The sequence below is a fragment of the Kitasatospora sp. NPDC051164 genome (assembly GCF_044455625.1).
Classification (GTDB): domain Bacteria; phylum Actinomycetota; class Actinomycetes; order Streptomycetales; family Streptomycetaceae; genus Kitasatospora.
The window spans coordinates 84,526-105,120 of the sequence record NZ_JBITFB010000028.1 but is presented as its reverse complement, the minus strand read 5'-3'; the positions used below and the strand labels follow the sequence as shown (position 1 = coordinate 105,120).

17 protein-coding genes and 4 pseudogenes are annotated in these 20,595 nt (G+C 74.3%); 14 read left to right on the top strand and 7 right to left on the bottom strand.

What is annotated here, in order from left to right:
- Positions 1-150 precede the first annotated feature (150 nt).
- Entirely contained in the window at positions 151-1,368 is a 1,218-nt protein-coding gene (locus tag ACIBEC_RS34800; protein ID WP_360508955.1) for an alpha/beta fold hydrolase, read from the top strand.
- Here the strand turns inward: ACIBEC_RS34800 and ACIBEC_RS34795 are convergent.
- Entirely contained in the window at positions 1,352-1,675 is a 324-nt protein-coding gene (locus tag ACIBEC_RS34795; RefSeq protein WP_360508953.1) for a cupin domain-containing protein, read from the bottom strand. The genes ACIBEC_RS34800 and ACIBEC_RS34795 overlap by 17 nt on opposite strands.
- Before the next feature lie 547 nt (positions 1,676-2,222).
- On the opposite strand from ACIBEC_RS34795, the gene ACIBEC_RS34790 reads away from it, so the two are divergent.
- Positions 2,223-2,693 carry a hypothetical protein gene (locus ACIBEC_RS34790; RefSeq protein ID WP_360508951.1) on the top strand — a complete coding sequence of 157 codons (471 nt, stop codon included), beginning with the start codon at positions 2,223-2,225 and terminating at the stop codon, positions 2,691-2,693.
- A 184-nt stretch (positions 2,694-2,877) separates the two neighbouring features.
- Here ACIBEC_RS34790 and ACIBEC_RS34785 read toward each other — a convergent pair whose 3' ends face one another.
- Positions 2,878-3,249: a helix-turn-helix domain-containing protein gene (locus ACIBEC_RS34785; protein WP_360508949.1), complete on the bottom strand. Its 372-nt coding sequence runs from the start codon at positions 3,247-3,249 to the stop codon at positions 2,878-2,880.
- 92 nt (positions 3,250-3,341) lie between these two features.
- Here ACIBEC_RS34785 and ACIBEC_RS34780 point away from each other — a divergent pair, with 92 nt between their 5' ends.
- On the top strand, positions 3,342-4,181 hold the full coding sequence (locus ACIBEC_RS34780) for an NAD(P)H-binding protein (RefSeq protein WP_360508947.1): 840 nt from the start codon (positions 3,342-3,344) through the stop codon (positions 4,179-4,181).
- Positions 4,182-4,187: 6 nt separating this feature from the next.
- Here the strand turns inward: ACIBEC_RS34780 and ACIBEC_RS34775 are convergent, their stop codons facing one another.
- A complete protein-coding gene (locus ACIBEC_RS34775; RefSeq protein WP_360508945.1) occupies positions 4,188-4,328 on the bottom strand; it encodes a hypothetical protein in 141 nt (46 codons plus the stop codon).
- Between the two features lie 148 nt (positions 4,329-4,476).
- On the opposite strand from ACIBEC_RS34775, the gene ACIBEC_RS34770 reads away from it, so the two are divergent.
- Positions 4,477-5,178, top strand: a complete 702-nt coding sequence (locus ACIBEC_RS34770; protein ID WP_360508943.1) for a hypothetical protein — start codon at positions 4,477-4,479, stop codon at positions 5,176-5,178.
- On the opposite strand, the gene ACIBEC_RS34765 is transcribed toward ACIBEC_RS34770, so the two are convergent.
- The 3 genes and pseudogenes from ACIBEC_RS34765 to ACIBEC_RS34755 all read right to left on the bottom strand — a co-directional run bounded on the left by ACIBEC_RS34765 (position 5,163) and on the right by ACIBEC_RS34755 (position 6,972).
- Positions 5,163-5,465 carry a hypothetical protein gene (locus tag ACIBEC_RS34765; protein ID WP_360508941.1) on the bottom strand — a complete coding sequence of 101 codons (303 nt, stop codon included), beginning with the start codon at positions 5,463-5,465 and terminating at the stop codon, positions 5,163-5,165. The genes ACIBEC_RS34770 and ACIBEC_RS34765 overlap by 16 nt on opposite strands.
- A 10-nt stretch (positions 5,466-5,475) precedes the next feature.
- Positions 5,476-6,317: pseudogene (locus tag ACIBEC_RS34760) on the bottom strand (alpha/beta fold hydrolase).
- 4 nt (positions 6,318-6,321) lie between these two features.
- Entirely contained in the window at positions 6,322-6,972 is a 651-nt protein-coding gene (locus tag ACIBEC_RS34755) for a dihydrofolate reductase family protein (RefSeq protein ID WP_396289727.1), read from the bottom strand.
- 574 nt (positions 6,973-7,546) lie between these two features.
- Here ACIBEC_RS34755 and ACIBEC_RS34750 point away from each other — a divergent pair.
- The 8 genes and pseudogenes from ACIBEC_RS34750 to ACIBEC_RS34715 all read left to right on the top strand — a co-directional run.
- A complete protein-coding gene (locus ACIBEC_RS34750) occupies positions 7,547-8,854 on the top strand; it encodes a hypothetical protein (RefSeq protein ID WP_360506584.1) in 1,308 nt (435 codons plus the stop codon).
- 639 nt (positions 8,855-9,493) lie between these two features.
- The gene (locus ACIBEC_RS34745) at positions 9,494-12,826 is read left to right on the top strand and encodes a hypothetical protein (RefSeq protein ID WP_360506587.1); all 3,333 of its coding nucleotides are present in this window, start codon (positions 9,494-9,496) and stop codon (positions 12,824-12,826) included.
- A gap of 30 nt (positions 12,827-12,856) precedes the next feature.
- Positions 12,857-13,012, top strand: a pseudogene (locus ACIBEC_RS34740) (IS630 family transposase); the annotation flags it as partial.
- Between the two features lie 457 nt (positions 13,013-13,469).
- Entirely contained in the window at positions 13,470-14,111 is a 642-nt protein-coding gene (locus ACIBEC_RS34735; protein WP_360506590.1) for a DedA family protein, read from the top strand.
- Between the two features lie 199 nt (positions 14,112-14,310).
- Positions 14,311-16,602, top strand: coding sequence for a CRISPR-associated endonuclease Cas3'' (locus ACIBEC_RS34730; protein WP_360506593.1), 2,292 nt, complete (start codon positions 14,311-14,313; stop codon positions 16,600-16,602).
- A gap of 309 nt (positions 16,603-16,911) precedes the next feature.
- Positions 16,912-17,703 carry a hypothetical protein gene (locus ACIBEC_RS34725; protein WP_360506596.1) on the top strand — a complete coding sequence of 264 codons (792 nt, stop codon included), beginning with the start codon at positions 16,912-16,914 and terminating at the stop codon, positions 17,701-17,703.
- A 73-nt stretch (positions 17,704-17,776) separates the two neighbouring features.
- Positions 17,777-18,127: a transcriptional regulator gene (locus ACIBEC_RS34720; protein ID WP_360506599.1), complete on the top strand. Its 351-nt coding sequence runs from the start codon at positions 17,777-17,779 to the stop codon at positions 18,125-18,127.
- Positions 18,128-18,165: 38 nt separating this feature from the next.
- A pseudogene (locus ACIBEC_RS34715) lies at positions 18,166-18,585 on the top strand (transposase); the annotation flags it as partial.
- Positions 18,586-18,655: 70 nt separating this feature from the next.
- Here ACIBEC_RS34715 and ACIBEC_RS34710 read toward each other — a convergent pair.
- Positions 18,656-19,087 (bottom strand): VOC family protein, encoded by a 432-nt coding sequence (locus tag ACIBEC_RS34710; protein ID WP_360506602.1) that lies wholly within the window; start codon positions 19,085-19,087, stop codon positions 18,656-18,658.
- A gap of 251 nt (positions 19,088-19,338) precedes the next feature.
- Between ACIBEC_RS34710 and ACIBEC_RS34705 the strand changes: the two are divergent.
- Positions 19,339-19,502 (top strand): annotated as a pseudogene (locus ACIBEC_RS34705) (IS630 family transposase); the annotation flags it as partial.
- 55 nt (positions 19,503-19,557) lie between these two features.
- On the top strand, positions 19,558-20,127 hold the full coding sequence (locus ACIBEC_RS34700) for a maleylpyruvate isomerase N-terminal domain-containing protein (RefSeq protein WP_360506605.1): 570 nt from the start codon (positions 19,558-19,560) through the stop codon (positions 20,125-20,127).
- Positions 20,128-20,595 lie beyond the last annotated feature (468 nt).

Here is a 20,595-nt window from a genome sequence, read left to right as displayed (position 1 = left end):
GTCGCGGAGGGCGGCTGTGGTGCGGGAGAGCTGGACATGTCCCGAATCTACACGAGACGGAACGGTTGCGTCTCGACTCGGTGCGGCCTATCGTCGATCCCGAAGCCGAGACGGAACCGTTCCGTCTCGATAAGCGGTCTGGGGTGCACCATGCGATTCCTGTACGAGGACGAGTCGTTCTCCTTCGAGGCCCTGCGTGCGGCCGGCTTCGCCAACGACGGCGGCGCCGACCTGGGCGAGGTCCTGACCACCCTGCGCAACGTCGCCGAGGGCGACGAGGAGGCCTGGCTGCGCGAGTGGACGAACACCGCCCGGCGCGTCCACGCCATCGGCACCCGCGCCCTGACGGCCGGCCACAAGGTCAGCGCCCGCGAAGCCCTGCTGCGCGCGTCGAACTACTACCGCACCGCCGAGTTCTACCGCCGCGACGACCCCGCCCACGACCCCGAGGTCAAGACCCTCTCCGCACTGTCCCGCGAGACCTTCGCGACCGCCGCGGCGCTGATGGACACTCCCGTCGAGGCCGTCCGCATCCCCTACGAGGACACCACCCTGCCCGGCTACCTCTTCCTCGTCGACGACTCCGGCGCCCCCCGCCCGACCGTCATCTTCACCAGCGGCTTCGACTCCACCCTGGAAGAGGCCTACTTCGTCATCGGCGCCGCCGCGCTGCGCCGCGGCTACAACGTGCTGGCCTACGACGGGCCCGGCCAGGGCGCGGCGCTGCGCGAGCAAGGGCTCGTCTTCCGTCCGGACTGGGAGGCCGTGGTCACCCCGGTGGTCGACCACGCGCTCACCCGGCCCGAGATCGCCCCCGACCGGCTCGCGCTGCTGGGCTACAGCCTCGGCGGCTACCTCACCGCCCGCGCCGCCGCCCACGAACACCGCCTGGCCGCCCTGGTCCTGGACGACGGGCTCTACGACTACCACGACGCCCACACCCGGCTCATGCCCCCGTTCCTGCGGGAATGGATCGAGGCCGGCCGCGACGACCTCGCCGACCCCGTCGCGAGCCTGCTCATGCAGGGCAGCACCCAGCTCCGCTGGGCCCTGCGCAACGGCGTGTGGGCGTTCGGCGCCGACTCCGTCGCGGACTACATCCGCCGCACCGCCGACTACACCCTCGACGGCGTCGCCCACCTCATCGACTGCCCGACCCTCATCCTGGACGCCGAGGACGACCAGTTCTTCCACGGCCAGCCCCAGCGCGTCCGGGCCGCACTGACCTGCCCCCACACGCTGGTCACCCTCCCCGAGGCCGAAGGCGCGGGCGAGCACTGCCACATGGGGGCGATGTCCCGCTTCCAGCAGGTCACCTTCGACTGGCTCGACACCACGCTGGCCCCGACCGTCAGGCCCGCCGCCTGACGACAGCAGGTGGGGCCAGGCGGTGCGGGTCATGGTGCCCGAAGAGGACGAGGAGTTCGACGCTCCGGTCGCCGTCCGGGCCGAGCCGGTGCGGTACGCGGGTGTCGAACTCGGCGGCCTCGCCCGCCGTGAGGACCACGCTCCCGTCACCCAGCAGCAGGCGCAGGCGGCCGGAGAGCACGTAGACCCACTCGAACCCCTCATGGGTCTCCAGCCGGGAGAGGGTGCTCTCGTCGATCCCGGTCAGCTCGGCGAGTTCCGCCGGCGTCATCCCGCGCCGGCGGCGCATCTCCGCGGATTGCGTCATGCGTGGCGACCGCCATCAGAACAGCCGCCGGACAGCCGCGGCGCGCACAATCGGTCGTCCCACAGGCGGCCACCCAACCGCGAGCGGCGCCGGCGAGCCGGTACCCCACAGTGGTGGCGGCGGACGGTTCGGGGCGCGGGGACGGGGCCGAGCGGGCCACTCCCTGTGACCGTCACCCGGCCGCCGTGGGACCCCGGCCCTGGACGCGGCGGCGACGCGGCGTGCCGATACGATCCCCCTCGCCGCGCACGCAGGTGCGAGGTCGGGGGGCTGGGGCACGGCGCGCCCGCGCGGTGCCCTCGTCCGCGCCCGGTGCCCGCCGAGGACCGCTCGGATCGGGGCAGGCGGCCCAACCCCTCCCGCTAGGAAAGCAGTTCATGGTTTTCGTGCTCATCGCCGTGCTCGTGGTCGTCGCGGGCAAGGTCATCGTCTCGCGGGTCTCCCGGGAACGCCGCAGCCGCAGGGAGACCGAGCTGCGGCAGGGGCTGGTGCCGCGCGAGCAACTGGTGCTGCAGGGCGACGAGACTTCCGTGAGCTCTGGGCCGCGGTGGTGGCCCGTGATCCGCACCACCTGCGGGCGCACGAGGGCGCGCTGCAGTACTGGTGCGCCAAGTGGCACGGCAGCCACGAGCTGATGCACGCCTTCGTCGACGCCGCGCTCGCGGACGCGCCGGCCGGCGGCCTGCTGACCAACCTGAGGGTGCAGGCGCTGTTCGAACAGAACACCCGTGACAAGGCACCGGCGGCCGCCTACCGGACGCCGGAGTTCACCGCCGCCGTGGACGCCCTGCTCGCCGACCTGGCGCAGGCCGATCCGGCGCATCCGCAGCTCCAGGGCGCCCGGGGCTGGGCCGCCTGGTCACTGGTCATGAACGCCCGGGTGGCGCCGGCACTGGAGCTGTTCCGGGTGATGGGTCACGAGGTGGCCGGCCCCTGGCTCTCCTACGACGACCCGCAGACGGCCTTCGACCGGATGCGCGAGATCGCCGTCCGGGCGATCGCCCGGGCGAAGGCCTGACAAACGCCCGGCGCGGTCCGGTGGCCGAAGCACCGGCCCGGTACGTCGAGCGGGCCGCCGCGGGTGCCGGCCCCGCCCTCGGAGCGCCGGTGGCAGGCCGTCGACGTCCTGACCGCCCGGGGCCACGACGTGCCGTGCCGCGAAGGTGCACCGGCGACCGCCGCGCTATCCGGCGACCACCGCGCTATCCCGCGCCGCGTGGCGACAGCCGCCGGGTGATCCGGTCGAACAGCTCCGTCAGCGGCTCGCCGACGTCCCGTCCGAACTCGGTCAGCCCGTAGGTGACCTGAGGCGGCGTCGTCGGCTCGACCTTCCGCCAGACCAGGCCGTCCTGGACCAGCGCGCGCAGGGTTTGGGCGAGCATCTTCTCGCTGATGCCCTGGATGCTCTCGCGCAGCTCGAAGAACCGAAGGTCGTTGCTCCGCAAGGAGATCAGCACCCAGACGCCCCACCTGCTGGTGACGTGGTCGACCACATCCCGCGCGAGGCAGTCGGTGTGAAACACGTCATACCGCTTCCCCGCCTCGACCTGTCCGGGCTGCACACCTTCTGCCATGTCATGAGCTTACGTCAAGGTATGTCCTTACCAGGAGTAAGCCCGGGCTCCTAGCGTGCAGGCCACGGAAGACATCCGACAAGGAGCTGATCATGATCGTGGTGACCGGGGCTACCGGAAACATCGGCCGGCCGTTGACGCAGGCCCTGGCCGAGGCGGGCCGGCCGGTGACGGCAGTGTCACGGCGCGCGGCAGCGGTGCCCAACGGCGTCCGCCACGTGGCAGCCGACCTGGCCGAGCCGGCCGGCCTCAAGCCCGCGCTGGCCGGGGCGGAGGCGCTGTTCCTGCTGCTGTCCGGTGACCTGCACGCCGCCGGAGCCGACCCCGCCGGCATCATCGGCGAGGCTGCGGCCGGCGGCGTCCGCCGGGTCGTCCTGCTGTCCACACAGGGCGTGGCGACCAGGCCCTTCGGCCCGACACGGATCGCGATGCGCGCACTGGAGGACACGCTGCGGCAGTCCGGCCTGGAGTGGGCCGTCCTGCGGCCGGGCGGCTTCGCCTCCAATGCCCTGTGGTGGGCCGAATCCGTGCGCGCGCACCAGGTCGTCGCCGCGCCCTTCGGCGACGTCGGCGTGCCGATCATCGACCCGGCGGACATCGCCGCCGTCGCGGCGGCCTGCCTGCTGGACGACCGGCACACCGGTGCCGTGTACGAGCTGACCGGCCCGGAGATGATCACCCCGCGTCGGCAGACGGAGGCCATCGCCGCCGTGCTGGGCTCGCCGGTGAGGTTCCACGAGCTCACCCGCGACGAGGCCAAGGCCGCCATGACCCGCAGCATGCCGGCGGAGCTAGCCGACGACACCCTGGACATCCTCGGCTCCCCGAACCCGGCCGAGCTGCGCGTCAGCCCGGACGTCCAACGAGTCCTCGGCCGTGCCCCGCGCCCCTTCGCGCACTGGGCCGCCCGCAACGTGGCCGCGTTCCGCTGAGACCCCTCAGCGCCGCCGGAACCGCGTCCAGCTCAACCCACCCTGCCCGGTGGTGAGTTCGATCACGGCCGGGTCGGCGCCGTAGCCGTCCGGGGCCGCGAGGTGGTCGGCGTCGCCGACCAGGGTCACCTCCGGTACCCGGTCCACCGGTGCTCGGCCGGCAGGGCGTCGACGGTCGGCCGCCCAGGGCTTCGACGGCGGTGGCCGATGCCGCGCCGCTGTTCTCGGGACCCGCAGGACCGGGCGAGTGCGGTCGGACGCGGCGGACTGTCAGTCCCGGTCGGCAGGATGGGTGGTGACGCAGCAGCCCGTACCGAGGAGCACCGTGACCGCCGCCACCGAACCGACCCACCGCCCCGCCTTCCAGGCACTCTGGTGCGCCACCGACCTCGGTCCGCACCGCCCGTGCGGCGGTACGTACGAGTGGTACGACCCCGAGGCGCTGCCGCCGCTGGACCCGGCCCGCTTCGACGGCGGGTTCGGGTGGCTCGGCGGCACGGGCCCGGTGGTCCCGGAGATCGCCGGGCACCTCGACGCCGTTGCCGCCAAGCTGGCGGGCGCCGGGATGGTGCTGCCCGCCGACTTCACGGCTTTCCAGACCGGCGCCGACAGCCACCGGGCCCTGGACGCGGTGTCGGCCACGGCCTGCTGGACGGACGTCTCCTCGCCGATACCGAGCCCGGTGGAGCCAGGAGCCTTCCTGGTCCGCTTCCTGCGCGACCAGCAGGACTGCGTGCACTGGTACCTCTACCTCCGCCCCAGCGGGGAGGCCTTCGTGGTGGCCTCCCCGCTGGACCTCGCGGAAGCGCCCGGCCGGGACGAACCGGGCGTGCCGGTGGACTGGTTCGGGGCCATCGCCCGGTGCGCTTCCTCGTTCGAGGAGTTCGCGTACCGGTTCTGGGTGGAGAACCGCCTGTGGTGCGCGCTGCACGGGTACGGAGAGGAGAGCATGGACGACGAACTCGCCGGGTACCTCGCGCACTACGAGCGGGCCTGATACCCCTGCCCGGGGCAGCGGGCTGCCACACGAGGGCGACACGTGGTGCTTCGCGCCAGCCGTCGACGCTCCCGCCGCTGCCGGAGCCGCCGCCCGCCGCCCTCCTCCGCCAACTCCTGGTACCACGTGTTCGACGCACGCAGGTCGCGCTGCTCCTGGCGGTCGTTCGTCCTCGCGGCGGCCTCGGCCTTCAGCGCGCCCTGCGAGTCGACGCCGCCGAGCAGGGCGCCGCCCTGCGGCCACTCGTGCTGTGCGCCACCGGCCCGAAGGCCGGACCCGCGCGGCACCCTGCGTCCCTTATCCAAGCGTGAGCATCGCCTCGGTGACCTCGCCGACCGCCGCATCGGGGATCGCGGTGGCGGCCTCCTCGAGGACGAGCAGCCGTGCCCCGGGGATCTCGCGCGCGATCGCCTCGCCGTTGCCGACGGGGAAGAACCGGTTGCGGCGGCCGTGGACGACGAGCGTGGGGATCCCGATCCCGGCAGGCGTTCGCGCCAGCGGGGTTCGCAGTCGAGCCTGGAGAACACCAGGCCCATCTGGTTGGCCATCCGGACCGGGGGTGCGGTGCCGGGCGTGCGGTCCCAGATGCGCGCGGCGGTTGTGCGCGCGGTGGCGGGGTCGTCGCCGAGGATCCGTGCGCCGGCGGCGGCGAACTCCGCAACCGCCTCGCGGTCGTTCCAGTCGGGCATCGGGCGGGTGAACAGGCGGCTCATCGTCGCCTGGTCGTGGTCGGGGAGGTCGTCGTCGGGCGGGCCGGGGGCGACCGCGCGGGTGCCGACCAGGGTGAGCGCGGAGAACGCGCCCGCGTGGTCGAGCACGGCCACCTGGGCGACCATCCCGCTGACGCCGATCCCCACGAGGTGCGCGGGCGCCCCGCCGAGCGCCGCGGCGAGGGCCGCGGCGTCGGTGGCGAGGTCGCGCAGGGTGTAGGCGGGTGCCCGCGGATCCGTCGTCGTCGACTCCCCGCTGTCGCGCAGGTCGTAGCGCACCACACGGCGGCCGCCGGCGGCGAGGCGCTCGCAGAGCGCGTCGGGCCAGGAGAGCATCGTCGGCCCGCCCGCGAGCAGGACGAGTGGCGCGTCGCCGTCACCGAACGACTCGATGCCCAAGGCGATCCCGTTGGCATGGACGGTGGTCATCGGATCACCGGGATTCGTCGTGCCCGAGACCGTGGTCGGGCGCGCTCATGTCGCCCGTGGCGGGTGTGCCGTCGGCGAGCCCGTAGCGTAGGAACACCGTGCCCTGCGGACCGGCCACCGGCGGTTCGAGGAGCGTGACGTTCGTGGGCACCGCGCCGCCGTCGAACACCTTCTTCCCGACGCCGAGCACGACCGGGTGCACCCAGAGGTCGAGTTGGTCGAAGAGCTTGTCGCGCAGGAGGGTCTGGACGAGGTCCAGGCTCCCGACGACCTTCACGTGTTCGTGCCGGTCGCGGAGCTCGCGTACCGCGGCGGGCAGGTCCGGGCCGAGCTGCGTGGACCCGGCCCACGGGAGCTCGGGCGTGCCCCGGGAGGCCACGTACTTGGGGACACGGTTGAAGAGCTCGGCGATCGCGTTGTCCGGCCCGCCCTTCTGGTGCGGCCAGTAGGCGGCGAAGATGTCGTACGTGCGCCTGCCGAGCAGGAGGGCGTCCGTGTCCTCGTACGCGGCGAGGATCTGTGCCCCGGTGACCTGATCGATCAGGGGCGCCTGCCAGCCGCCGTACGGGAACCCCACCGGGTCCTCGTCGGGGCCGCCGGGCGCCTGCCCGACGAGGTCGAGGGTCGCGAACAGCTCGATGTGGATGAGTCCCATGTCTGTACTCCGATGAGTCGGTCGTTCCGGGCCGTCCCGGTCAAGATGTAGACCGGTCGGCGCCCGAAAACTCATCGCCGCGCCGCCACCCGATTTCCGCCGCCGCCGTCCGTCTGCACCTGCGGCCGCCGCTGCCGGTCCCCCCTCGCCGGCGGTCACACCCACACGGAGCGTCCTGGCCGGATCGGCATCGACGCACCGGTTCGGCGGCTGCCGGACGGACAATCGGCTTGCGGCGGGCAGCGGCGTTCGGACATGATCCTCCCCATGCGTGACCTCGGCAGGAAGGGCGGCCCCCGCCCGAGCAGGTGAGCCCCACCCGCCGCCGACGAACGGCGGCCGGCCCCGTGCCACCCCTCACCGGACGCCCGCACCCGGCTCCGCCGCCACGGTCGGGCCGCCCCCTCGGTTCCGCTCCGCCACGATCCACCGCCACGGCCACCACCGCGACCGCGCGCGAGCGCACACCCGCCGTCGGCGCACCGGTGCCGTGATCCCCGCCGCCCGCACACCCGCGGCCCACGCCGCTGCCGCCTTCGTTCCCCGACGACAACGACCCCCCGGAGGAAACCCTGTGACGACGACCTCGCTGGACACCGCCTGGAGCCTCATGGAGTCCGGCGACCCGGGCGCCGCCATGCGCGAACTGCGCTCGGTCGCACGTGACCTGCCGGCCGCGCAGGTGGCCCCGCTGGTCGAGCGGCTGGCCGCCGACGGCGGCTTCGACGACCTCGTCGATGCCGCCCGCGCCCTGGCCGCCAAACCCACCCACCCCGACGCGCTCTACCGGTACGGCTACGCCTGCGTCGGGCGTGGCGCCTCCTTCCTCGCCGTCCCCGCCCTCACCGAGGCCCTGCGCGCCGCCGAAGCCCCGCGGCGCGGCCTGCTCGCCAAGGTCCGCAGCCGCGCCGACCAGCGACTTCCGATCATCGCCGAACTCGCCACCGCCCTCGAGGACGAGGAGCACCACGCCGAGGCCGTCGCCCTGCTGCGCGACCACGACGCGCTGCTCCGCGACTGGCCCGAGCGCTACCTGCTCGCCTACAACACCCTGATGGCCGGCGACGCCGTCGCGGCCCGCACCGCCTTCGACCGCCTGCCGGCCGAGGCCGGCCGGTGGCAGCCCGCCGCCGACCGGCTGCGTCGCTCCCTCGACCGCGCCGCGGCTGTCGCCGCCGCGCAGCCCGACGGCCCCGACCCGCTCCACCACCAGGCCCTGCGCGCCTGGCACTTCACCCTCACCGGCGGCCTGCTCGCCACCCTGTCCCCGTACGGGTGGGACGCGGGCATGACCGGCCGCTACGCCCTCCTACAGGACAGCTACGCGCTGTGCCGCGAAGGCCTGGAACGGCTGCGGTTGATCCTGGAGACGACCGGGACGCGCCCGCACTCGGTCTCCCTGCTGCCGGGCCGCGCGGACCGCGCGCTCGGCCTGGCCGCCGCGGGCCTGCTCGGTCTGCCCGCCCAGCCCTACCGGCCGGGCACGGCGAACACCGTGGTGGTGGCCTACGACCTGAGCGAGGCGGACGCCGACCTGGTCTCCCGCCTGAACGAGCGCGCACCGGGCGAGGTGCTGTACGAGCACGCGACCTGCTGGACCGAGCCGCCCGGCGTCGCTGCCGACGTCTGCGGCCTGCTCGGCCAGACGATCCTCGCGCCCTGGGAGCCGCTCGGCGGCGAGCCGGACGAGCGGACCGCCGAGGAACTGGCAGCCGACATCCGCTCCGCCGACCCGACCCCTGACCCCGGCGACGGTGAGACCCCGGCCGACCCGGACGAGGCACTGGCCGTCCTCGCCCGTGCGGTCGCCCCGCACTGGCTGACCGGTCCGCGCGACCGCTGCCGCTCCGCCGGCCCGGTGCGCAGCTCCCGCTTCGCCTGAGCCACGGGACGGAACATCACGCCGCCGGGCTGACACGCCGCTTCACGACGTCGATGCCGGACCCGCATCAGGCGGTCGGCGGAGGGCAGGTCCTCGTCCAGGGCGCCTGTCCCACCCCTGGACCCCCTGCTCCTGCGTGGGAAGTCGGGCCCGCCGACTTCCCACGCGGCGCATCGCGCCTCCAACCGGCCCGGAACGCCTCCAGCCGCTCGGCCGGCCCCTGCGGGTGGCCCAGCATCGGGAGGTGGTCGCCGGGCATCTCGTCCGGCCGGAAGCCGAGCCGCTCCTCGACGTGGCGCCGCAGGAACGCGGGAGGGAGGAATCGGCCGGGCCGGTGGCCGGCAGCTACCTGGTCGGGTACCTCCGGCCGGCCACCCAACGGCCACGGCGTCCCGAGCGGGCTCTCGGACCGTTCCTCCTGCTCAGCGCAGCTGCTCGGCCAGTCCGACGATGATGCCCGCCGGGCCCGCCCGGTACCCGCGCTCCCCGGCGGCCAGGGCCCCTACCTGCACCTGGGTGCGTGAGCCGGCCCGGGCCCCGCGCCACCGGGAGCCCGCCGGGCAACGGCCACCGGCGGCCACGGAAGGCCCGACGAAAATCGGGTGCGGGGCGGATGCCCGGGCGCCAGAATCGGCGGCGATGCTTCAGATCACCGCCGATCGGCTGCTGGCCGATGTCGAGTCCCTGCCCCACGCCCTGCGCCTGCGCGAGATCGCCCGCGCCGCCCACCGCCTCGCGGAAGGGGGCCGACTTGCCGCCCTTCTCGACGAGTTGGCCACCGGTGGCCCGTACGAGCAGCGGGTCGCCGCGCTCGCTGCCCTGGCCGGTAAACAACTCCCGTACCTGTCGGGAAGGTTGACCGACCCCGATCCGGTGGTACGCCGCTACGCCCACCGGGCGGTGCGTGAACTCCCGATGCCGGACGAGGTGGTGGAGCAGGCCATCCGCACCGCCCCGACCGCGGTCCGGGACGAGCTGATCCGCGCCGTCCTGAAGGCCGGCCGGACGGCGGTGGCCGAGCACCTGGTGCCCGTCGCCCGGCAGCGGTGGGGATGCGCCGAGGCGGGGCGGCTGCTGCCGGTCTGCTCACCGGCGTTCGTGGCCCGCGAACTGTCCGATCCGGCCCACGCCGTCACCTTCACCCGGTCGCTCGGCGAGCGTCACCCGGCAGCGGTGCTGGACGAGGCGGACCGTCGGCTCACCGAACTGCCCCGCGCGGAGCGGGCGTGGTTCTGGCGGCAGAACGCCGTCGGGCTGGGCGCCGCCGCCGGCCGGCTGCCCGGGAAGGCACTGGACCTGCTGGAGCGTCACCCCGCCGCCCAGTACCGGCCGACCTTTCCCGCGCCGTTGCGCGACAGGTTCGCGGCCCTGGCCGCTCACGACCCGGAGCGGACCGCCCGGCTGCTGGTGGCCGCCGGTCGGCACCGGCACGATCCGGTGCTGCGTCCCGCGCTCGCCCGCCGGCTGGTGGCGGCTCCGCTGCCGCTCCTCACCGAACTGGCCCACCGCAGCGCCGCCGACCACGCGGCGCTGTCGCGCCGACTGCCGCCGGCCGCCCGGCCGGCCCTGCACGACGCGGTGGTGGCCGTGTCGAAGGTCCACCCCCGTGGGTACTCCGGAGAGGTGCTGGCCACCCTGCCCGCGCCGGAACGGATCGCCCGGGCCCGGGCCCGGCTGGCCGAGGAGCCCGAGGCGCTGGACCTGCTCGTCCACCTCCCGGCCGCCGAGGCGCTGCCCCGGCTGCTGGCGGAGACCAGGACGGCGGAGTCCTGGGAGCGGGGCTACGCCTGGGGCCAGGTGGTGGTGCACGCCGGACTGTCCGGTGCGGCGAGCGCGGTCCGGGAAGCCCTGGTCCTGCTCCAGCGCCTGCGCAACGAACAGGACCCGGTGCGGGCCGAAGCCCTGGCAGCGGTCGCCGCCGTACCGCCGAAGCTCTTCGAGGCCGACGCGGCCGCACTCCTGGCGCGCCTCACCGAGGACGCGCTGACCGCGCGCGACTGCTCGCCGTACACCCGGACCCAACTCACCCGGCTGGCCTGCTCCGTGCTGGCCGAGCACGCCGGCGGCACCGCCCGGGACCTGGTCGACTGGGCCGTCCGCACGATCGAAAGGGTCGTGCCGGTCGTGCCGACCTCGCCGACCGCTCCAGCGCCGGCCGCGCCGGCCTTCCCACGGGAGCGGCAGGCCGCGGTGGCGGCCGAGCTGCGGCCGGCGCTGGAGCGGTCGACCTCACTGCTGCTCGCGTTCGTCGACGGACTGCACCCTGCCTCCCGTCGGCTTCCCTCGGTGGTCGGTCTGTTGGAGCGCGTGCCGGCCGATGACCGGGAGTACGGACGGGCGGTGACCCACCTGCTCGCAGACCGCGCCACCCGCGGGCAACGGGTGGTCCGCCTGATCGAGGCCGAGCCCGCCGCTGCCGCGCTCCCGGCCGTGCGGACGGTGCTGACCCGGGACCGCACCGATCTGCTTGCCCCGCTGCTCGCCCCCCTGCTCGTCACCGGGAGCAGTACGCCGGGCGGGCCCGCCCGGGTGCCGCGCGACCTCGCCGCCGCCGACCGCTGGACGGACCGGCAGGTACGGTCCGCCGCCGCATGGGTGGCCCGGACGGTGGACGACACCACGGCGACGCCCGAGCAGCGGACCACCGCCCTGCGGGCCGCCGCGCACCTGCCCGGCCACGGCCGGGAACTGCTGCTCCGGTACGTCGATTCGACCGACGTGGTGCTCTCCGAGGCCGCCCTCGCCGCGCTGCCGTGGACGGCCCGGCCCGCCGAGGCGCTGCCCGTGCTGCTCGGGTTCGCCGGCGACGAGCGCGCCCGGGTCGCGGTGTACGCGGCCGGCCGCGCCGCCCGGTTCACCCCGGCGGACGAGCTCGGCCCGGCCCTGACCCGGATCGTGACCGACCCGACGACCAAGGTGACCAGCCGCAAGCAGGCCGTCCGGCTCGCCGCCGCCCACCTGCCACTGCCCGAGGCGACCGCGCTGCTGGAAGCGGCCTACCGGGCCCCGGAGCAGCACCAGGACGTGCGGCGGGTAGTGGTGGAGCAGGTGGCGGCCCGGCCCGCCGACCTCCCGCTCTGGGACGTGCTGACGGAGATCGCCGAGGGCACCTCCGAGCTGCGGACGGTGCTCGCCGGGGACCTCCGCCCGTACGCACTGCCGGTGGACGACCGCCGCCGCTACGCGGAACTGGTCGGCCGGCTGGCCCTCGCCGAGGACACACTGGTCTCGGCCATGGGCGCGGGGAAGCTCGCGGTGTGGGGGCGGTACGCCCCGGAGGCGGTGGCCGCGATGGTCCCCGTGGTCACGGACCTGGCCGAACGGGAGCGGTGGCGGTCGGCCGCACTGGCGGTGGGCGCGATCGCCCGGTCGGACGCGCCGCACCCGTTCGGCGGCGTCGCCCCGGGGAGCCTGCTGGAGCAGACCCTGAGCCGCCTGATCGAGGCCGTCCGCGCCGGCGGGCCGGCGGACGACGAGGGCCGGGACGAGGCGGCCCGGCAGCGGATCGAGCAGTTCAGCAGCCGGCACTTCTACCGCGTGGAAGCGACGGCCGGCGGCCGCGCGAGGGACCGCGCCGTGGCCGCCCTGCTGATGACCGAGCCGTCCCTGGTCCCGCAGGCCGCCCCCCGGCTGTGCCGCGCCATCGACCTGGACTCCGCGACCCTCGGCGACGACCTCATCGAGCTGGCAGCCGTGTTGACGGATCGCCCGCTCCTCGCCGGCACGGTGGCCGAGGAACTGCGTCCGGACGACCACCGGACACCGCCGGGGGAGCACACGGCGGCGGCCGTCCGTCGGTTGACGGAGGACGGCGGCCTGGCCGCCGGGCTGTTCGCGGCCAGACTGGTGGCCCTGTACGGCCCCGGCCGGCAGTGGTCGGCGCCGTGGCGGGCGGCCCTGCTCGCCCTGCGCCGGCATCCGCAGCCCGATGTCCGCGACCGCGCCTTGAGCACCTGGACCGCGCAGGAGTGACGGTCCGCCAGGCCCGCCACGTCCGACTGCGCCGCCAGGAAGGCCCGTGTCGAGCACCCTGATGCGATGGCCGACGGCGAGGTCATACCCGAAGACGGCGGGCCCGAAGTCGTCCTGTGCCTGGGCGAGTTCGGCCCGCCCGACCTCCGGCCCCACCCGGGACGGCAGTGGGCCGAACGCGGCGGCCCGGCGGCGCTCCGACCCCCAAGGCCGGCGACTGCGTCGCCCGCTGGTGCGGTGATCGGGATGGTGGATTCGCCTCGACGGCGCACGATGCTGATGAATGAGCCGGGATGTGCAGCACCACCAGGCTGTCCCCGTCTCACACGCTTCCCGGCGTCGAACTCGTCCCGCCGACCTGCGACGGGGCCGGCTGCGGGGCAACCCGGGCGGGACGGGACGCCACCGCGCCGGGCCGCGCGCACGGTGTTCGGCCGGACCAGTCGCGGGCCGACGCCGCGAACGCCGCACCGGCACCCGGGGCCGGCAGGAGATCCGGGTCGACCAGGTCCGGCGCGGCCAGCGTGCCGGCCGGCCCGCCCGTCCCGGAACGTGCCGTCCGCTGCCCGCCTGACGGGGCCGGCATGGGGACAAGCGTTACATTGGGGCAGAAAGGGGCCCGATTGCCGACGGGGTGTGGCCGATGCACTCGATCATCGACTGGTTGCGCGGCCTGTCCGGCCCGGTCGTGTACGCGGTCGTCGGCGGCATGGTCTTCACCGAGGACGCCCTGTTCTTCAGCTTCTTCATCCCCGGCGAGACCGCTGCCGTCCTCGGCGGCTTCCTCGCCCACCAGGGCAGGGCCTCCCTGGGCTGGATGGTCCTGGTCGTGGTCTGCGCGGCGATCCTCGGCGACTCCGCCGGCTATGAGATCGGCCGGCACCTCGGTCCGGCGATCCTTCGCACCCGCCCGCTGCGACGCCATGCCAAGCAGGTCGGCACGGCGAAGGACCTGATCCGCCGGCGCGGGCCGGCCGCCGTCTTCGTCGGCCGTTTCATCGCCTTCTTCCGCCCGCTGGTGCCCTCGCTGGCCGGGATGTCCCGCATGCCGTACCGCCGGTTCCTGTTCTACAACGCCCTCGGCGGGCTCGCCTGGGGCGTCGGCTTCACCCTCCTCGGCTACTTCGCCGGAGCCGCCTACACCAGGGTGGAGGGCACCGTCGGCCGGGTCGCCGCCATCGCGATCGCCGTGATCATCGCCATCGCCCTGCTGGTCTGGCACCTGCGGCGGCACCGCTCCCGGGGGCATGAGCAGTCGGACGACAGCGACGGACAGAATCCCTGAACCGGGCGGCCCCGACCTGCCGCCCGCTTCTCCGCTCCGGCCGCCGACGTCTTCGGCCGGGTGCGGGCCGGCGGCGACCGGTGAGCGGCTGGCCCGTACAGCCGGGCCAGTGCGGTCCCGCTGCGCCCGGCCCGCTTGCCCGGCCCGTCGGCCGCTCCCCGTCCTACCCACCGGGCCCGCCGGGCCGTAGGTTGGGCCGATGACGGCCGAGTTCGAGACCTTCGCGCGCACCGCCACCGGATTCACCCCCCACTCCTACCAGTCGGCGCTGGCCGCCGAGGGCCTGCCCACGCTGCTCGAGGCGCCCACCGGGGCCGGCAAGACCGTTGCCGCCGTGCTGCCGTGGCTGTACCGGCGGCTGGTCGCCGCGCCGGGGGCCACGCCGCGTCGGCTGGTGTTCGTGCTGCCCCGGCACAGCCTCGCCGGCCAGGCCTTCGGCCGGATCGGGGAGTGGTTGGAGCGCCTGGGCCTCACGGGCGAGGTGGGGCTGCACCTGCTCGCGGGCGCCGCGGCGCAGGAGGGCGGCTGGCGGCGGCGCCCCGAGCGCAGCGCGATCCTGGTCGGTACCCACGACATGGTGCTCAGCCGGGCGTTGATGCGCGGCTACGCGGACGCGCGGACGATGGCGCCGGTCTCGTACGCGCTGCTGCACGCCGACGCCCAGTGGGTGTTCGACGAGGCGCACCTGCTCGGGCCGGGCCTGTCCACCGGCAGGCAACTCCAGCTCCTGCGGGATGAGTTGGGAACGGCTTCGGCGACCGGGACGATGTGGATGTCGTCGGTGCGGGGGCCGGGCGGTCTCGGCGGGAGAACGGTGCGCGCGCCGGACACGACCGGGACGGTGCGGCGCATCGGCCGTCTCGACCTCCCGCCCGGGCGTTACATCGCCGCCCTCGCCGAGGCCGTCACCGCCGCCCACGTGCCGGGCACCCGGACCGTCGTGGTGCTCAACTCCCCGGAACGGGCGCGGGCCGTGCATGCCGGCCTGGCCGCCCGGGGGAGCGAGGCACTGCTGCTGCACCCGCACTTCCGCGCCGCCGACCTCGCCCGTGTCCTGGCCGCCGCCGAGGGCGGGCACGGCCTCGTCCTCGTCGCCACCCCCGCCCTGGAGACCGGGCTGGACATCTCCGGCCGCACCCTGGTCACCGAACTCGCGCCCTGGGCCTCGCTCGTGCAGCGCGCCGGACGCTGCAACCGCCACGGCGAGCACCCGGACGGCGGCGACCTGCTGTGGTGCACGCCCCCCGAAGGCGGCGACGCGGCCACCGCGCGCTGGCTGACCGCCCACGAGGGCCGGGCCGTCACCCCCGGCGAACTGCTGACGGCCCGCGTCGACACGCCGCCGGCACCGGCCGGGCCGGGGCGCGAGGACGTCCTGGCCCTCTTCGACTCACCCGCCGACGACTCACCCGCCGACGACTCACCCGCCGCTGACACCGCCGCCGGTGTGGACCACTGGATCTGCGACCCGGCGGAGGCCGCCTCGCTCCCGGCGCTGGTCGCCTGGCGCGCCTTGGAGTGTGCCGGGCAGGGCGAGGACAAGTCGGGTGAGGACGGACCGGGCGAGGACGGGCCCGGCGAGGACGAGCCGGATCCGACCGGCGCCGAACTCTGCCCGGTGCCGCTCGGCGAGCTCCGGCGGCTGCCCGCCGGGCGGGCCTGGCTGCGCGACGCCCTGGACCGCCGGTGGCGCCCCGCGCGGCCGGAGGACCTGCGGCCCGGCGTCCGGCTGCTCCTGGACGCCCGCACCGGCGGCTACCTCCCGGACCGGGGCTGGACCCCGGACAGTCCGGCCCCCGTCGCGTGCGAGGCCGCTGCCTCCGGGCACCCGGCCTACGGCTGCACCGCCTGGGTCGGCCTCGACCAGCACCTCCAGGAGACCGCGCAGGAGGCGCAGGCGCTGCTCGCCGCGCTGCCCGCCCTGCCCACCGACCTGTGGGAGGCCGTCGTCGAGGCGGCCCGCTTCCACGACCTCGGCAAGTGCCACGACGCCTTTCAGGAGAAACTGCGGGCCGGCCGCACCGACCCGCCCGGCGGCCTGCTCGCCAAGTCCAAGAACGGCGTCGGCGCCGACCCCCTGCCGCCCTACCGCTCGCCGCGCCCCCACCTGCGGCACGAGCTCGTCAGCGCCCTCCTGCTCTGGCAGGGCGGCCACCACCCGCTCGTGACCTACCTCGCCGCCGCCCACCACGGCCACGTCCGGCTCACCGTGCGCCCGCGCGGCGACGAGGCCCCGCTGCTGCTCGGCGTCGCGGACGGGGACCGCACCCCGCCCATCCGGCTGTCCACCGGCGAGTACTTCCCCGCCCGGACCCTGCACACCGCCGCCTTCCCGGCGGCCTGGACCGAACGTGCCCTGTCCCTGCGCGACACTCCCGGCCTCGGCCCGTTCCGCCTGGCCTTCCTCGAAACCCTGGTCCGCGTCGCCGACTGGCGTGCCAGCGCCCGCCATGACGGGACCCTGGCCCCGACGACGGCCCCGGCAGGCTAGGAGGAACGGGCGGCGAAGCCGGCCGAGTCGCGGTCAGCTCCGCCGGCGCCCTGACGTCCCTGGCGCCCTGGCCGCCCTGGTCGCCGGGTGGGTCCGGGACGCCCTGGCGGCAAGGATCGGCCCGTCCCGACGACCCGCGCACGGGCCGAGCCACGCGAGGCGGTGCTCAGGGCCCACCCCGCTGTCCACCACACCACCTTCTTGCCAAGGGGGTTCGCCTCCGCCCCACTTCGTGCTCCCGCGAACTCTTGACCGCAATGTACTTTGCGTTGCAAAGTTGATGCCCGACAAAGCCATTCAGGGGGGATCATGGGAACACCGAACCAAGGCAGCCCGGCCGAGTTGCTGGCCGCCACCGACGGGTTACGGGCAGGGGCCCGGAGCCGACTGCGCGGGGCAGGGGTCCCGCTACTCGGCTTCGGCCTGCTCGCCCTGGCAGCCGTACCGATCGCCGGACAGGCCTTCAACTTCGGCGCCAACGGGCGGGACGTCACCTCGTACCCCGCCTTCGCCTACGCCCAGCTGACCGGCCTGTGCGTGCCGCACGCACCCGACGCCGCCTGCGAGCGGGGCGAGTTCGACGGGGCGGTGCTCCGCTTCCTGGCCTGGGGGATCTGGTACGTGCTGCTCCCGCTGGCCTGGTTCGCCCTGGCCCGCTGGTACCGGCGCCGCGGCGAGGCCCGCGGGATCGTGCCGCGCCGCGCCGTCTGGCTCACCACCACGGCCGTCGTCGGCGCCGTCGCCACTGCCGTCGTCATCGCCCTGGTCCTCGACACCAGCCGGCACTTCGACCTCCAACTGCTGGCCAACCGCTACGCCTCGCCCTGGTACGTCCTGGGTGCCGGGCTGCTCGTCCTCGGCCTGGTCGAACGCAGCCCGCTGGTGGCCGGCGCCGGTCTCGCCCACGCGGTGCTGCTCACCGCCTACCTCTCGGCGCCCTGGGAGAGCGGCTGGCTGCCGTGGTCCGACCGGTCCGGCGGCTGGACCGACGGCCCCGCCGTGAAGGCCCTCCTGCTGGCGGCGATCCCCCTGGCCGCCGGTCTGGCGCGGTGGACCGCCGAGCGTCACCCGCCGACGGCATCCCGTACGGTCACCCCATGAGCGAGCGCAGTGAGCGGATCATCGGCAGGTGCCCGTGGGCGAACGCCCGCGCCGAGCAGGACGAGGCCGACGCATGAGCGCTGCCGACGGAGCCGGCGAGCAGCACCCGACCCTGGCCCTGGACGACACCGTCCACCAGCGGGTCCGGCTCGGGATCCTGACCATCGCCCGCGAGGCAGACCGGGTCGAGTTCGGCTTCCTCAAGGAACAACTCGGCGCCACCGACGGCAATCTGTCCCGCCACCTCAAGGTCCTCGAGGACTCCGGCCTGATCGCCGTCACCAAGGGCTACGCCGGCCGCCGCCCCCGCACCTGGCTCTCCCTCACCCCGCTCGGTGCCGAAGCGCTCGACCGTGAACTGCGCGCCCTCCGCGAACTCGTCCGCCGCCTCGACGCGGCGGCCGCGGGCGGACGACAGGAGTAGGGAGCAGGAAGTCGGCCCGGCCGACTTCCTGCTCCGGCCACAAGGTCGCCGAGCAGTCGAAGCACTATCGCTACTCGACGAACCACCAGGTGGTCGTCGACGCCGAAACCCGCCTGGTTGTGGTGGTCGGCCGGCCCCTGCCCGGCAACCGCAACGACTGCAGGGCATGGGAGGAATCCGGAGCCAAGGCCGCCGTCGGCCGGACAACCACGATCGCCGACGGCGGCTACCCCGGAACCGGCCTCGTCATCCCGCACCGCCGACCCCGAGACGGCGAACTGACCGACTGGCAGGCCGAACACGACCACGACCACAAACGGGTTCGCGCCCGCGTCGAGCACGCCTTCGCCCGGATGAAGACCTGGAAGATCCTGCGCGACTGCTGCCTGAGAGGCGACGGTGTGCGCCACGCGATGCACGGCGTTGCCCGCCTACACAACCTCGCTCTCACGGAATGACTCCCGCCGTATGCGGGACCTGAGAGCCCCCCGGGAGACTGCCCCCCCACCTCGCAGTCTCGGAGGAGAATCAGGCGAGGCAGAACTCGTTGCCCTCGATGTCCTGCATCGTGATGCACGACTCGTTGACGCCATCGGCGCGCTGCGTCAGCACGTGTTTCGCGCCGAGCGCCATCAGCCGTGCGCATTCGGCCTCGAGTGTGGCCAGGCGCTCATCACCCACGAGCCCTGTGCCGACCCGCACATCAAGATGCACGCGGTTCTTGACGACCTTGCCCTCGGGAACTCGCTGGAAGAGCAGGCGCGGGGCCACACCCGAGGGATCAGTACACGCGAAGTAGATCTCGTCCTCGGGCGGCAGCGAGCGGTGGTGCTCCTCCCACGTGGCAAAGCCCTCCGGGACCGGCGGCACGACGTACCCCAGTACCTCGCACCAGAAGACGGCGATGCGCGCAGGTTCCGCGCAGTCGAAGGTCACTTGGAACTGTTTGATCGTTGACATCGGCGCACAATAACAGGGGCCCTGCTCATATCCCCAGGTCGGGAGGTCCGCAGTCATCGGGAGGAGGTACCTCCTGCTACCCGCTGCCGTGTCGTGCGGTCGCAGGGGTGCACCGAGGTCAGCGCCTCCCCAAAGGGAACCTGGGATAGGATCCCGGCCAGCCACTCTCGTGCTGCCAAAGATCAGTTACGGGACAACCCTTGGTGCTGTGACCGAGAAGGTTCACCGGGTTGGCGCTGGCGTAGCCTCAGCCGAACCACACGGTCCGGACCCGCGCGCTGCACGCCTACCTGCGGTGGCGGGCGTGAACGCCCGCCACTCCGACGTCCTCGCGGCCCAGCGCAAGGAGCGGGCCGGCATCCGCAGCGAGAAGGGCGTCCGATGGGGAGGGCATCCCAGAACCCAAGCAGCGTAACCGGGTTCGCACCCACATCTCAGTCGCACAGCACGAACCTCGCGAGGAGCTCCGCATGGACTATCAGGACGTCGACACGGCCGTGGCGGAGATGCTGAGGGTGCTCGATCCCCACACCGCCGAGGACTGGACGGTACCGGCAGGGTCGCTGGAGTGGAGTTGCCGGGAGACAGCGGCGCACGTCGGGCACGACCTCCTGGCCTACGCAGGGCAAGTGGCATCGGGTGCCGCCGGCGCTTACCTCCCCTTCGACCTGAACGTCCGACGCACCGCCTCACCGACCGAGGTACTCCAGACGGTCAATGCCTGCGGCCGGCTCCTCAGCATCGCGTTGGCCACAGCCAGCCCCACCTTGCGGGCCTGGCACTGGGGTCGGTGCGACCCCGAGGGCTTCGCGGCAATGGGCGTGGCCGAAACCTTGCTCCACACCCACGACATCACGCAGGGACTGGCCGTGGACTGGCTGCCCCCGGCACTGCTGTGCGCGGCTGTGCTCGACCGTCTGTTCCCCGACGCCCCACTCGGAGACCCTGTCGAGGTGCTTCTCTGGTGCACCGGCCGCCGGGAACTGGACGGCCTTCCCCGCCGGACATCGTGGACGTGGAAAGCGGCCCTATCCGACTGAGAGCACTCAATGGGTGAACGTTCTCGGGCAGAGCAGTAGCGAGGGGTTATGGATGCCCCACCCATCGCATCAGGCCCCTCCTGGACAGGAGAGGGGCGCCCGCTGGCGAAGCATGTGCAGATCGTCGCGGATGGCCCAGCGCTCGGCGATGCGTCCGTTGACCGGATGATGCCCCGCGCAGTCCGGCGCGCCGGACCGCGCGGGATGCCCGGCAGGAGTCAGGCTTGCCGACATGACCGCGGAAGACGTCCGGCAAGGACGAACTCGGCCTGCTCCGCGGTCAAGAGCCAACTGCTCGCAGGCGTCCAGCAGTCGGTCGAACCGCGCGGCGCACCCCGTCCCCGGCCGGACAGCACCGAACTTGACGAAGCAGACGTCGGGGCGGGCCTCCGAACCGGCGCCGCAGTGGCAGACGGCGAAGCCGTCGAGGCCACCGTCGCCGGGCAGCAGCACTGTGTCGCCCAGCTG

Coding starts and splice junctions, on each gene's coding strand:
- ACIBEC_RS34755 (WP_396289727.1), bottom strand. CDS start 6,972: ATGGGACTCATCCACATCGAGCTGTTCGCGACCCTCGACCTCGTCGGG.
- ACIBEC_RS34710 (WP_360506602.1), bottom strand. CDS start 19,087: ATGTCAACGATCAAACAGTTCCAAGTGACCTTCGACTGCGCGGAACCT.
- ACIBEC_RS34730 (WP_360506593.1), top strand. CDS start 14,311: ATGACGGCCGAGTTCGAGACCTTCGCGCGCACCGCCACCGGATTCACC.
- ACIBEC_RS34800 (WP_360508955.1), top strand. CDS start 151: ATGCGATTCCTGTACGAGGACGAGTCGTTCTCCTTCGAGGCCCTGCGT.
- ACIBEC_RS34700 (WP_360506605.1), top strand. CDS start 19,558: ATGGACTATCAGGACGTCGACACGGCCGTGGCGGAGATGCTGAGGGTG.
- ACIBEC_RS34735 (WP_360506590.1), top strand. CDS start 13,470: ATGCACTCGATCATCGACTGGTTGCGCGGCCTGTCCGGCCCGGTCGTG.
- ACIBEC_RS34785 (WP_360508949.1), bottom strand. CDS start 3,249: ATGGCAGAAGGTGTGCAGCCCGGACAGGTCGAGGCGGGGAAGCGGTAT.
- ACIBEC_RS34795 (WP_360508953.1), bottom strand. CDS start 1,675: ATGACGCAATCCGCGGAGATGCGCCGCCGGCGCGGGATGACGCCGGCG.
- ACIBEC_RS34780 (WP_360508947.1), top strand. CDS start 3,342: ATGATCGTGGTGACCGGGGCTACCGGAAACATCGGCCGGCCGTTGACG.
- ACIBEC_RS34720 (WP_360506599.1), top strand. CDS start 17,777: ATGAGCGCTGCCGACGGAGCCGGCGAGCAGCACCCGACCCTGGCCCTG.
- ACIBEC_RS34745 (WP_360506587.1), top strand. CDS start 9,494: ATGCTTCAGATCACCGCCGATCGGCTGCTGGCCGATGTCGAGTCCCTG.
- ACIBEC_RS34725 (WP_360506596.1), top strand. CDS start 16,912: ATGGGAACACCGAACCAAGGCAGCCCGGCCGAGTTGCTGGCCGCCACC.